We start from the raw sequence: 12,249 nt of genomic DNA, 5'->3' as shown, positions 1-12,249 counted from the left end.
CATTCTTCGCATGATTCTTAATCACACCAAACTTTCTTCCAACAAACACGATCTTGACGGTCAACTCTTCGAAACAAAGCAAAAACCTTCGTCATCTTTGCCAGAATATCCCCGCGTATTCGATGCATCTTCGCTAGGTCACACAATTTGCGAAAGGTTCGCCCATGAAAATCGTCATCCTCGGCTCTGGCGTCATCGGCGTGACCTCGGCATGGTATCTGGCGCAGTCCGGGCATGAGGTGACGGTGATCGACCGTCAGCCCGCCGCCGCATTGGAAACCAGCTTTGCCAACGCGGGTGAAATCAGCCCCGGCTATTCGGCGCCATGGGCGGCACCCGGCATTCCGATGAAGGCGCTGAAGTGGATGTTCATGGAACACGCCCCGCTGATCGTGAACCCAAAGCTCGATCTGGCCAAGATCCGCTGGATGCTGCAAATGCTGGGCAACTGCACCTCTGCCGCCTATGCGGTCAACAAGGGCCGCATGGTGCGTCTGGCTGAGTATTCCCGCGATTGCCTCACCGATCTGCGCGCCACCACCGGCATTTCCTTTGACGAACGCCAGCAAGGCACGCTGCAATTGTTCCGCACGCAAAAGCAAGTGGATGCAGCTGCCAAGGATATCGACGTTCTGCGTCAGGGCGGTGTCCCGTTTGAAGTGCTCGATACGCAGGGCTGCCTCGCTATCGAACCGGGCCTCGCCGATGCGGCGGGCAAGATCGCTGGTGGACTGCGCCTGCCCAAGGATGAAACAGGTGATTGCTTTAAATTCACCCAAGGCCTCGCCGCGCGTGCCGCCGAGGCTGGCGTGACCTTTCGCCACGGTGTCAGCATCACCCAGCTGAACCGCACGGGCGACCGGATCACCAGCGTCACCACGTCTGAAGGTGAGGTCACCGCCGATGCCTTCGTGCTGGCGCTCGGCTCCTATTCGCCGAAGCTCGCCGCTGATCTGGGGCTGCGCTTGCCGGTCTATCCGGTCAAAGGCTATTCCATCACCGTCCCCGTTACTGATGCCAGTCGCGCCCCGATTTCCACCGTCATGGACGAGACCCACAAGATCGCTATTACCCGGCTTGGAGACCGCATCCGCGTTGGTGGCATGGCTGAAATCGCAGGCTATAACCTGTCGCTTTCGGATAAGCGCAAGCGCACCCTGCAACATTCGGTCGAAGACCTGTTCGGCGGCGCGGGCGACCAGTCGCAAGCGACCTTCTGGGCCGGTCTGCGCCCGATGACCCCCGACGGCACCCCAATTGTGGGCCGCTCGCCTGTGGCCAACCTGTTCCTGAACACCGGCCACGGCACCCTTGGCTGGACCATGGCCGCCGGATCGGGCCGCCTTCTGGCAGATATCGTGTCTGACCGCGCGACAGAAATCGAAAGCCGCGACCTTGGCTTTGACCGCTACCGCAAACCCGCCAAAGCCGCCCGGCCCGTTTTGCACCCGGCCCCGGCACGCTGACCCTTTCGCATTGCTGCTTGCCAAATACTCCCGCCGGAGGCTTCCCCGGACGCCCCCGGCGTTCCCGTTTTTCCCCTGTGCGCCCCGGCCACAACGGGCTATGCTGCCGGCATCATGCCCGCCCTGTGCCGCGATTGCCTGACCACCTTTGACACGCCCCCACAGCGGGGCCGCTGTCCGTCCTGCCGCAGCCCACGACTGCTGTCGCATCCTGATCTTTTCACCCTCTCCATTGCGCATATGGATTGTGACGCCTTCTACGCCTCGGTGGAAAAGCGCGACGATTCCGCGCTGGCCGACAAACCTCTGATCGTTGGCGGCGGCACCCGTGGCGTGGTCTCTACCTGCTGCTACATTGCCCGCATTCATGGCGTGCGCTCGGCGATGCCGATGTTTCAGGCGCTGAAGCTTTGCCCCGAGGCGGTTGTCGTTAAGCCGCGCATGGCCCGCTATGTCGAGGTCAGTCGTCAGATCCGGGCGATGATGGAGGATATGACCCCCACCATAGAACCCCTGTCACTGGATGAAGCGTTTCTGGATCTTAGCGGCACCGCCCGCCTGCATGGCGCGCCCCCCGCCGTTTTGCTTGCCCGGCTTACCAGGCGGATGGAGGATGAGTTGGGCGTCAGCGGGTCGGTTGGCCTTGCCCACAACAAGTTTCTGGCGAAAATTGCGTCCGACCTCGACAAGCCGCGTGGGTTTTCGGTGATTGGCCCGACCGAGACGGAAGCCTTTCTGCGCCCTAAACCCGTGCGCATTCTGTGGGGGGTTGGCAGCGCGATGCAGGCCGCATTGGAGCAGGCGGGCATCCGCACCATTGCAGACCTGCTGCGCTGGGACCGCGCCGACCTGACCACGCGTTTTGGCCAGATGGGCGACAGGCTTTGGCACCTCGCGCGCGGGCAGGACAGCCGCCGTGTGGTGCGGGATGAAAAGTTGAAATCCATCTCGAAGGAAACGACGTTCTTTCAAGATACCTCTGACCCTGATCTGCTTGATGGCCACCTTTGGCGCTTGTCTGAACAGGTGGCGGACCGGGCCAAGGCCAAGGCTCTGGCCGGGCGCACGGTCACGCTGAAGCTGAAGCGCGGTGACTTTCAGACCGTTACCCGTCGCCACGCGCTGTCAGACCCGACCCAGATCGCCGACCGCATCTACCGCACCGCCCGCGACCTGTTCGACCACTCGGGTACGCAGGGTCCGTTCCGTCTGATCGGTGTGGGCATTTCTGACCTTGCGACAGAGGATCAGGCCGACCGGTCCGGCGACCTGCTGGACCCTGACGCAGGGAAGCGGGCCAAGGCCGAGCGCGCCGCTGACGCGATCCGGGCGCGCTTTGGGGCAGAGGCGATCATCAAGGGCAGGGCTCTGCGATAAGACACAAATGGAACGCTGTCGCTATTCTGCCGCCAGCGGAACGCGGAGGCGACCTATCCCGGCAATCTCGGCGATGACGCCGGAGATCAACGCCTGAAACGACTCAAAATCTGCGGAAGGCACGATCCGCGCTTCGTCCATATACAGCGCCCGGTCAATCTCGACCTGCACCACATGAAACCCGCGTGACGGGCGGCCATAGGTCTGCGCGATGTAGGCGCCGGCAAAGGGGGTGTTGCGTGACACCCGCAATCCGGCGCGCCGGAAGGCGGCTTCTACCTGATCCATCACATCGCGCGTGGCGGTGGCACCGAATCGGTCGCCCAGAACCACTTCGGGCCGGGCAAAGCCGGGGCGGGAATGAGTCTCGATCGCCTCATGCGGCATCGAATGGCAGTCAATCAGCACGGATTGCCCAAACTGTGTATGGCTGTCATTGGTCAAACGTCGCAAGGCTGCGTGATAGGGTTGCCAATGGCTGCGAATCCGCGCCTCGGCCTCCTGCAGCGACATCTTTCCGCGGTAGATCGCGCGTCCACCTGACACGACGCGGGGAATCACCCCAAGGCCAGACGCGACACGCGGGTTGTGCGGGCTGCGCGCCACACCTTCGACCACGGACGAATCCATCTCATCCGCCGCCCGGTTCAGATCTATGAAGGCGCGCGGCGCGCAAGCGGCGATTAGGGGCGCGCCGAAATCGGTGGCAGACCGAAACAGATCATCCACAAAGGCATCTTCAGAAGACCGGATCGTGTGGGCATCCAGAACGGAATTGGCCAAAAACGCAGGCGGGTAGGCCCTACCACTGTGCGGTGACGAGAAAACCACGGGCGTTTCCCGGCGTTTCGGCTGATAGAGGGTAAAGGCGTCGCTTTGCACTGCTGTCTCCCATTGCGCCCTGTTATAGCTGGCTTTGCCGAAATGCCAAAAGCCTTGATTGCAAATAAGGGGCGGGTTGAAAGGCTCTTGCGGCCACGGGCGCAACTGGCTATAGACCCCCGCACACCGACGCGGTTCCTCCCGCGTCCTTTTCTTTGGGGCGTTTGGGGATTGCGGCAGTAGCGTGGGCGGTTAGCTCAGCGGTAGAGCACTACGTTGACATCGTAGTGGCCACTGGTTCGATCCCAGTACCGCCCACCATTCACCGCTCCCATTTTTGGGGGTCATTGTTTTCAACTGGCGCGTGATGCGCCGCGACCAAGGAAAGAGACGACCATGAAAGTCGCCAACTCGCTCCGTTCGCTGAAGACGCGTCACCGTGATTGCCAGGTCGTGCGCCGCAAAGGCCGCGTCTATGTGATCAACAAGACGCAAAAGCGCTACAAGGCCCGTCAGGGCTGATTTCGCTTGCAGCGACATAAGAACAAAGACCGCTACGGGCATCCGGGCGGTCTTTTTCTTTATGTGCTTGCCGATGGCGCTGGTGGGGTTAAATCTGAAACATGTTCACAGTCTCTCAGGTCCGGATTTTTGCTACGCTTGTCGCCTCGGCCACACTTGGTCTGGCGATGACGCTGGCCAATGGTATTCCGCCTGACACTTCGGCCTTTGTGCGAACGCTGTTGCCTATGATGTTTGGGGCTGGTTTGGCGCAATGGCTGCTGTTTGTGCAGTTCGCGCGCAAGCCGGGCATGTTTGGTCTTGGGCTTGATCTGGCTTTGTGGCTGGTGCTGATCGCCCTTGCAGGTCTGTTCGCCGGCACGCTTATCATGCCCGGTGCCGGGTCGGTTCTGGGTCCGATGGTCACGCTGTCACTGCCACTTCAGTCGCCGCTTGCCGCGCTGATTTATGCGCTGGGTGCGGCGCTGGGCATCGGCCTGATGCGCCGTGACAAAGCGCGTGCGTTGCTGCAACCGTCAGAGTGAGGCAACGGGCACCCACCCCGACTGGTGCGGCCCGAGTCGCGCCCACCGTTGGGATGGACAGCGGCCCGCTCGCCGCCTAGGCTTCGCGAGAGTCGACCGGAGGTCATTATGCCGCTGCCCCTTGCCCCGCTGTTTCCCTTTGTCCTGCGAATTGGCGCGGTGGCGGCGCTGGGCTTTTTTGCCCAACGCCTGATCCGGCGGCACGGTCAGATTGGCCGCACCGACCATCGTGCCGAGGAAGCGCTGGATGATCTGGGCGAAGGTCTGACGTCGCACCGGCCTCGCGATGTGGCGGGTCAGCGCAATGTCAGCTTTCGCCTGCGCCGGACGATTCGCTTCGGTGGCAAGATCTATGAACTGGATGCGGGAGCCATGGCCCGCCTGCGTCTGCGGGAAACAGAATGAAACTATACCACTCGCCGACCTCTCCGTATGTCCGCAAGGTCATGGTGCTGATTGCTGAAACCGGACTTTCCGGAATCGAGATGGTTGAAGTGTCTGGCACCCCGATCGCGCCGGATGCCGGTGTGGTGGAGCGCAACCCCTTGGGTAAAATCCCTGCACTGGAGCGAGATGACGGGCCAACATTATATGACAGCCGGGTCATCTGCCAGTTTCTGAACGCAAGAGCCGGGGCAGAGCTTTACCCTGCCGCGCCCCGGTTGTGGGATACGCTGACCGTCGAGGCCACTGCCGATGGCATGCTGGATGCGGCCCTTTTGATGGTTTACGAATCGCGCATCCGGCCAGAAGACAAACGCTATGCACCATGGGTCGAGGGGCAGTGGACAAAGATCGCCCGCGCGCTTGATGTGCTGGAAACGCGCTGGATCGACCATCTGAACGCCCAATTGGATATGGGCCAGATCGCCACTGCCTGCGCCCTGGGTTATCTGGACTTTCGTCACGCCAGCAGAAACTGGCGCAAGGGTCATGCGCGCCTTGCCGAATGGGAGGCCGGCTTTTCCGAGCGCGCCTCTCTGCGCGCCACTGTGCCGCCAGGCTGATCGGGGGTCTGAGCGCTGGGGGACGGGTGCCGCCTCTGGGGGCTTCGAGCCCCCGGTCGGCGGCGTTGGCACGGGCTGCGGTCAAGGGCGCTGTCACGGTGGCAGAGGCTGTCCAGTGTTGCGTGGCCGTGGGTTCTTTGAGTATTTTTGCCAAGATGAATGGGGAGCGCGACGCTTTGGCCGGGCATTTCGGTGACACTGGCCCGGTTTGCGGCGAAGGTTGCGCGCTACGTCTTGTCGCAGGGGGTTGATCATTGCGGGGGCCAAAGCACCCTTTGCGACATGCTGGCCGCGTTTAATCAGCCACAGGCAACGAAATAACGGTTCAATCCGTGTCACATGCGCCGTATTGTCCGCTAGACGCCGGGTCTTGCCTTGGCTAATAAACCGATCGGCAGGGTCGTGGGCAACCATAGACCCAGAATCTTTATGGGTCGCAGTGAATGCGTCCTTGAAAGGGAGAATATCTCGTGTCCCACGCAGAAGACAACGCAGGCACCCGCAGGGATTTCCTGTATTACGCAACCGCCGGGGCCGGGGCTGTTGCCGCCGGTGCCGCCGTCTGGCCGCTGGTTGACCAGATGAACCCTTCGGCCGACGTTCAGGCCTTGTCGTCGATTTTCGTCGATGTTTCGGGTGTTGATGTTGGCGCGCAGCTGACCGTCAAGTTCCTTGGCAAGCCGGTGTTCATTCGCCGCCGGTCCGAGTCCGAGATCGAGGCTGCCCGCGCCACAACGCTGGATCAGCTGAGCATCGACAAGATGGCGCAGAACCCGAACAAGCCCGGCGCGGATGCGCTGGACCAGAACCGCACGCTGGATGATGCCGGTGAGTGGCTGGTGATGATCGGTGTGTGCACCCATCTGGGCTGTGTGCCGATCGGTGATGGTGCCGGTGAGTTTGGCGGCTGGTTCTGCCCCTGCCACGGGTCGCATTACGACGAAGCGGGCCGCATCCGCAAAGGCCCCGCACCGCGCAACCTCGATATTCCGTTGGCGTCTTTCGTCGACGATTCCACGATCAAGCTGGGATAAGGACAACCAACCATGGCCGGAATTCCGCACGACCATTACGAGCCCAAAACTGGTGGAGAGAAGTGGCTGCACAAGCGCCTTCCCATCGTCGGGCTGCTTTACGACACGCTGATGCTGCCCACACCTAAGAACCTGAACTGGATGTGGATCTGGGGCATCATCCTGACCTTCTGTCTTGCGCTGCAGATCATCACCGGCATCGTGCTGGTCATGCATTACACGCCGCATGTCGATATGGCCTTTGCTTCGGTTGAGCATATCATGCGCAACGTCAATGGCGGGCATATGCTGCGCTATTTGCACCAGAACGGCGCGTCGCTGTTCTTCATCGCGGTTTATCTGCACATCTTCCGCGGGCTTTACTACGGGTCGTACAAAGCCCCGCGTGAAGTCACCTGGATTATCGGTATGTTGATCTATCTGGCGATGATGGCGACTGCGTTCATGGGGTATGTGCTGCCATGGGGCCAGATGTCGTTCTGGGGGGCCACCGTTATTACCGGCCTGTTCGGCGCGATCCCCGGCATTGGTGAGCCGATCCAGACCTGGCTGTTGGGCGGTCCTGCCGTCGACAATGCCACGCTGAACCGGTTTTTCTCACTGCACTATCTGCTGCCTTTCGTGATTGCGGCACTTGTGGCGGTTCACATCTGGGCCTTCCACACAACGGGCAACAACAACCCCACCGGGGTTGAGGTGCGCCGCGGATCGAAGGAAGAAGCAGAGCGCGATACCGTGCCGTTCTGGCCCTACTTCGTGATCAAGGATCTCTTTGCACTGGCCGTGATTCTGGCGGTGTTCTTCGCGATTGTCGGCTTCATGCCAAACTATCTTGGCCACCCAGACAACTATCTGGAAGCGAACCCGCTTTCGACGCCTGCGCATATCGTGCCGGAATGGTACTTCCTGCCATTCTACGCGATCCTGCGCGCCTTTACCGGCGAAGTCTGGGTCGTTATCGCGGCGGAATGGATCACCTTTGGCATCGTTGACGCCAAGTTCTTCGGTGTATTGGCGATGTTCGGCGCGATTGCGGTGATGGCTCTGGCGCCTTGGCTGGACACGTCGTCGGTGCGCTCGGGCCGCTATCGCCCGATGTTCAAATGGTGGTTTGCGCTGCTGTGCGTCGACTTCATGGTGCTGATGTGGGTGGGTGCGATGCCTGCAGAAGAGCCCTATGCCACCATCTCGCTGATCGCCTCGGCCTATTGGTTCGCTTACTTCCTTGTCATCCTTCCGCTGTTGGGTGTCATTGAAAAGCCGCTGCCACAGCCTGCGACCATCGAAGAAGACTTTAATGCCCACTACGCCCCGCCGTCTGCCTCGGCAGCCGTGCAGCCGGCCGAGTGAGAAAGGAACTGACTGACATGATCAGGAACATCGCACTCACCGCCACCACCGCCCTTGCCCTTTCGGCAGGGGTGGCACTGGCTGCCGGTGGTCATGCTGAAATCACCGACTATGCCTTCGCTCATGAAGGGCCGTTCGGTAAGTTCAACGAAAGCCAGCTGCAACGTGGCCTTCAGGTTTACACCGAGGTCTGCGCTGCCTGCCACGGTCTGAAATACGTGCCAATCCGCAGTCTGTCCGATGCGGGCGGCCCGGCTATGCCCGAAGATCAGATCCGCGCCTATGCCACGCAGTTTACCGTGACCGACCGGGAAACCGGCGAAGACCGTGACGGCGTTCCGACCGACCATTTCCCGGTTTCGGGAATGGAAGGCGCGCCGGACCTGTCCTTGATGACCAAGGCCCGTGCAGGGTTCCATGGGCCTTACGGCACCGGCATCAGCCAGTTCTTCAAAGGGATCGGCGGGGCGGAATACACCTATTCGATCCTGACGCATTACGATGAAGAACCCGCCTGCGCCCCTGATGGTGTTGATGGGTTCTACTATAACTCGGCCTTCCCGAATGGCAGCGTTCCCGACAGCTGCAAGGACGACCATGGCGTGGCCACTATCCCCGGCAGCTGGATCTCGATGCCAAACCCGCTGAGCGACGATCTGGTGACATATGCCGACGGCACCCCGGCCACCGTGTCAAATATGGCGGCAGATGTGACCTCGTTCCTTGTCTGGGCGGCAGAGCCAAAGATGATGGCGCGCAAGGAGGCCGGCTTCAAAGCTGTGATCTTCCTGATCGTGCTGTCGACCTTGCTCTATCTGACCAACAAGAAGATCTGGGCGAACATCAAAGGCAAAAAGCTGGCCTGATTTATCAGGACCGTTTCAAGGAAAACCCCGCCAGTGGCGGGGTTTTTTCATGGGTCACCCCAGATAGGCCCGCAGTGCAGGCGGCGGGTCTGCAAACAACACCGCTGTCTCTACCGGTGCATGAGCCACACCCTCTGCCACCAGCACCGTGAGCGCGGCAAAGGCCCGAGCATCGGCCGGGTCATGTGTGACCATCATCACCAAAGCGCCGGTTTCATCCGCAATCTCGCCCACCAGCGTCAGCATTTCGGCCTTTAGGGCCGGGCCAAGCGCGGCAAAGGGTTCGTCCAGCAACAGCACTGGCCGCGCCCGCAGCAAGGCCCGCGCCAGAGACGCCCGCCCGATCTGCCCGCCCGACAGTTGCGGCGGTTTGCGCGCGCCCATGCCTGCCAGCCCTACCCGGTCCAGCACCGTATCAACCTGGGCCTTTTGTGCTGCGGAAAGCCGTAAATCTGGACGCAGTCCAAGACCAAGGTTCAGCGCCAGCGTCAGATGCGGAAACAGGTTCTGGTCTTGAAACAGGATCGTCACCGGACGCGCACCAGGGTTCAACGGCCCCAGATCCGCCCCCTGCCACAGGACGCGCCCCCTTCGTGGCGCAAAGAATCCGGCGACTGCTGAAAGCAGCGTCGACTTCCCAGCGCCCGAGGGCCCGATCACCGCCACGCGCGCACCAGCACCAACCGACCAATCCACGGTCAGCCGAAAATCATCCTGTGCCAGCAGGACATCGTCAAACTGTAGCATAGCGCCGCCCCCACCAATCAAACGCCCAGAACAGGCCAAAGCTGATCACCACCAGCAGCAATGCCGCACCTGCGGCCGTATCCATCCGATACGCCCCCATCAACCGCTGCACTACCAGCGGCAGGGTTGCGGTCTGATCGGATGCAAACAGAGCGATTACCCCCAGATCCCCCATCGACAAGGCCGCCGCCAGCCCTGCGCCAAAGCCCAAGGGCCGCGCCAGTCGTGGCACGGCGACCAGCCTGAGCCATGAGATCCCCTGCAAACCCAGACTCTCGGACAGCCGCCCGTAGTCGGCCCGCAAGACCCGCGCCTCGGGCAACAGTAGCCGATACACAAACGGCAGCGACATTGCGACATTCACCGCAACTGTCACGGGCAGCGCAAGGCTTGACGGCGCGGCCCAAGGCTGAACCAGCAAGAACAACCCGGTTCCCAAAACCAACCCGGATGTGGCCAGCGGCAGCAGCGCCACGGCGTCTATCACGCCAGCCCCCCAGCGCGCGTCGGAAACCCGGAGCGCAAGGGCAAGTGCGGTCGCCACCGTCACCCCTGTTGATGCCAGCGCCACCGTCACCGATCGGCCCGCCGCCGCCCAGACTGCATCGGGCAATTCCAGCAGTCCCGGTAGACCTCGCACTGCGATTGTTCCCAGTGGCAGCAGCAAAAACACCGCCGTGCCGCCAATCGCAAGGCCATCGGCCAGCAGCGGCCCCACGCCTTGTGCCCGCAAGACCGGAGCCCGGTCCAGACCAGCGCCGAAACCGGCCTGAGTAACCACATGCCAAACCAGCACCGCAACCAGCGCACACAGCGCAAACTGTAGCCCAGCCAGAAGTGCTGCGCGGCCAAGATCAAAATCGAATCGCACCGCCTGATAGATCGCAAGCTCTACCGTCGTTGCCTTTGGCCCGCCGCCCAACGTCAAGGCCACGGCAAAACTGGTGAGGCAGATCACGAAGATTACCGCAAACGCCCCTGGCAAGATCGCGCGCAGCATCGGCACCTCCAGATGCCGCGTGACCTGTGCCGGGGCAAATCCGAGCGATTCGGCCAGCCGGAACCGCTCGGCGGGAATTGCCTGCCAGCCTTGCAGCACCATACGCACTGCCAGCGGCAGGTTCAGGAACACATGCGCCAGAATCACCCCCTGTGCGCCATAGACCGACAGCGGCGGCACCCCCACAGCCGCAAGCGCCTGATTGGCCAGCCCCGACCGGCCAAACACTGCTATCAATCCCATCACTGCAACAATGGTCGGCAGCAAGAATGGGGCGCCCATCAGCGTGATCAGCACCTCACGCCCGACAAACCGTCGCCGCGCCAACGCCCGTGCCACCGGCACCGCCAGCACACAAGATACCACCGCCGACACAAGCGCCTGCCACAGCGTAAACCACACTGCCTGCCCGTCGCCTGGCGCGAAGGCGGGCCAAGTGCTGGCCCGCATCAGCACCGCACCCAGCGGCAACAGCACCAGCGCCGCGACACAAACCGCGGCACCTGTGCCGATTACTGCGACAGGGCCGCGCGCCATTCCTCGACAGCCTCCACCCGAAGGGCTTCTGCGGCATCTTCCGTAAGGAACAACACCTTTTCAGGCAGCGGCAGGTCAGACCAGCCCTCTGGCCAATCGGCTTGCGGCAGGGCGGCGGGCAGTGACCAGTTGGCGGCAGGCACCGTCTTCTGGAACTCTGATGTCAGCACCCATGCCAGGAATTTGTCTGCCAGCTCTGGCTGATCGGTTCCGGCAATCTTGCCCACGGTTTCCGCCATGAAATAATGCCCTTCGGGAAACAGCGCAGCCTGTTTGCTCAGGTCATTTTCGGCCATGATATGATAGGCTGGCGAGGTGGTGTAGCTCAGGACCATGTCCGCCTCGCCACTGGTGAACAGACCATAACTTTCGGACCAGTCCTTGGTCACGGTCAGGATGTGCGGTGCCAAATCCGACCAGAAAGCTCCGGCCTGATCGCCGTAAACCGACTTCACCCACAGCACGAGCGCAAGGCCCGAGATTGAGGTGCGCGGGTCCTGGATGACCACTGTCACACCATCCGGCAGGTCTCGCATCGCAGCGAGCGTGGCGGGGGGGCTGGTCAGGCGCGTAGTGTCATAGATGAACGCGGTGTGCCCCCAGTTGAAGGGCAGGAACGTGTCATCGGGCCATGCCACAGGCAGGGTCAGGGCTGCCAGATCCTGTCCGTGCGGACCAAAGAATCCGGCCTCGCGGGCCCGCGCCAAAACATCCGTGGTCAACCCGATCACAACATCGGCCTGTGTCCGCTGGCCTTCCAGCATCAGCCGGGGCAGCAAGTCACCTGTCGAAAATTGCAGATCACAGGCACAAAACGCCTCGAAGCCCGCCTCGATGGCCGGGCCGGGCCCCCATTCCGAGGTAAAGTAGTCGCCCGCATAAACAGTCAGGACAGGCGTTTCCGCGCTCGCCGCAAGGGCGATGCAGGAAAGGCCGGTCGCAAGGATCGAAGTTTTCATGTCTTCCTCCAATTGCGACGGAACAGGTCGGGCTTGGA

Annotated in this window: 13 protein-coding genes and 1 tRNA gene; 10 read left to right on the top strand and 4 right to left on the bottom strand. The window is 61.8% G+C overall.

Annotation, left to right across the window (positions count from 1 at the left end):
• The first annotated feature begins 164 nt into the window (after positions 1–164).
• Entirely contained in the window at positions 165–1,466 is a 1,302-nt protein-coding gene (locus tag Q8K08_RS20540; RefSeq protein WP_305251578.1) for a D-amino acid dehydrogenase, read from the top strand.
• A 114-nt stretch (positions 1,467–1,580) separates the two neighbouring features.
• Positions 1,581–2,843, top strand: coding sequence for a DNA polymerase IV (locus Q8K08_RS20535; RefSeq protein WP_305251577.1), 1,263 nt, complete (start codon positions 1,581–1,583; stop codon positions 2,841–2,843).
• Between the two features lie 21 nt (positions 2,844–2,864).
• Here the strand turns inward: Q8K08_RS20535 and Q8K08_RS20530 are convergent, their stop codons facing one another.
• Complete coding sequence (locus tag Q8K08_RS20530; RefSeq protein ID WP_304804449.1) at positions 2,865–3,725, bottom strand: N-formylglutamate amidohydrolase; 861 nt, start codon at positions 3,723–3,725, stop codon at positions 2,865–2,867.
• A gap of 186 nt (positions 3,726–3,911) precedes the next feature.
• Here Q8K08_RS20530 and Q8K08_RS20525 point away from each other — a divergent pair.
• The 8 genes from Q8K08_RS20525 (at position 3,912) to Q8K08_RS20490 (ending at position 8,968) form a co-directional block, all read left to right on the top strand.
• A tRNA-Val gene (locus tag Q8K08_RS20525) sits at positions 3,912–3,986 on the top strand.
• Between the two features lie 75 nt (positions 3,987–4,061).
• Positions 4,062–4,187 (top strand): type B 50S ribosomal protein L36, encoded by a 126-nt coding sequence (gene ykgO / locus Q8K08_RS20520; RefSeq protein WP_023666132.1) that lies wholly within the window; start codon positions 4,062–4,064, stop codon positions 4,185–4,187.
• A gap of 101 nt (positions 4,188–4,288) precedes the next feature.
• Entirely contained in the window at positions 4,289–4,711 is a 423-nt protein-coding gene (locus Q8K08_RS20515; RefSeq protein WP_304804436.1) for a hypothetical protein, read from the top strand.
• Between the two features lie 108 nt (positions 4,712–4,819).
• Positions 4,820–5,116: a hypothetical protein gene (locus Q8K08_RS20510; protein WP_304804434.1), complete on the top strand. Its 297-nt coding sequence runs from the start codon at positions 4,820–4,822 to the stop codon at positions 5,114–5,116.
• A complete protein-coding gene (locus Q8K08_RS20505; protein WP_305251576.1) occupies positions 5,113–5,718 on the top strand; it encodes a glutathione S-transferase in 606 nt (201 codons plus the stop codon). The genes Q8K08_RS20510 and Q8K08_RS20505 overlap by 4 nt, the downstream gene beginning before the upstream one ends.
• A 470-nt stretch (positions 5,719–6,188) precedes the next feature.
• On the top strand, positions 6,189–6,752 hold the full coding sequence (gene petA, locus Q8K08_RS20500; RefSeq protein ID WP_304804431.1) for a ubiquinol-cytochrome c reductase iron-sulfur subunit: 564 nt from the start codon (positions 6,189–6,191) through the stop codon (positions 6,750–6,752).
• A gap of 12 nt (positions 6,753–6,764) precedes the next feature.
• The gene (gene petB / locus Q8K08_RS20495; RefSeq protein WP_304804430.1) at positions 6,765–8,102 is read left to right on the top strand and encodes a cytochrome b; all 1,338 of its coding nucleotides are present in this window, start codon (positions 6,765–6,767) and stop codon (positions 8,100–8,102) included.
• Positions 8,103–8,119: 17 nt separating this feature from the next.
• Positions 8,120–8,968: a cytochrome c1 gene (locus tag Q8K08_RS20490; protein WP_304804429.1), complete on the top strand. Its 849-nt coding sequence runs from the start codon at positions 8,120–8,122 to the stop codon at positions 8,966–8,968.
• Positions 8,969–9,022: 54 nt separating this feature from the next.
• Here the strand turns inward: Q8K08_RS20490 and Q8K08_RS20485 are convergent, their stop codons facing one another.
• Genes Q8K08_RS20485 through Q8K08_RS20475 form a run of 3 tightly spaced genes read right to left on the bottom strand, consistent with a single transcriptional unit; the run spans position 9,023 to position 12,211 of the window.
• Entirely contained in the window at positions 9,023–9,715 is a 693-nt protein-coding gene (locus Q8K08_RS20485; protein ID WP_305251575.1) for an ATP-binding cassette domain-containing protein, read from the bottom strand.
• On the bottom strand, positions 9,702–11,252 hold the full coding sequence (locus Q8K08_RS20480) for a thiamine/thiamine pyrophosphate ABC transporter permease ThiP (RefSeq protein ID WP_305251574.1): 1,551 nt from the start codon (positions 11,250–11,252) through the stop codon (positions 9,702–9,704). The genes Q8K08_RS20485 and Q8K08_RS20480 overlap by 14 nt, the downstream gene beginning before the upstream one ends.
• Positions 11,228–12,211, bottom strand: a complete 984-nt coding sequence (locus Q8K08_RS20475; protein WP_305251573.1) for a thiamine ABC transporter substrate binding subunit — start codon at positions 12,209–12,211, stop codon at positions 11,228–11,230. The genes Q8K08_RS20480 and Q8K08_RS20475 overlap by 25 nt, the downstream gene beginning before the upstream one ends.
• Positions 12,212–12,249 lie beyond the last annotated feature (38 nt).

It is taken from the genome of Pseudotabrizicola sp. (genome assembly GCF_030684215.1).
GTDB lineage: Bacteria > Pseudomonadota > Alphaproteobacteria > Rhodobacterales > Rhodobacteraceae > Pseudotabrizicola.
The sequence above is the reverse complement of the archived record's forward strand: the minus strand, read 5'-3'. Positions and strand labels throughout refer to the sequence as shown.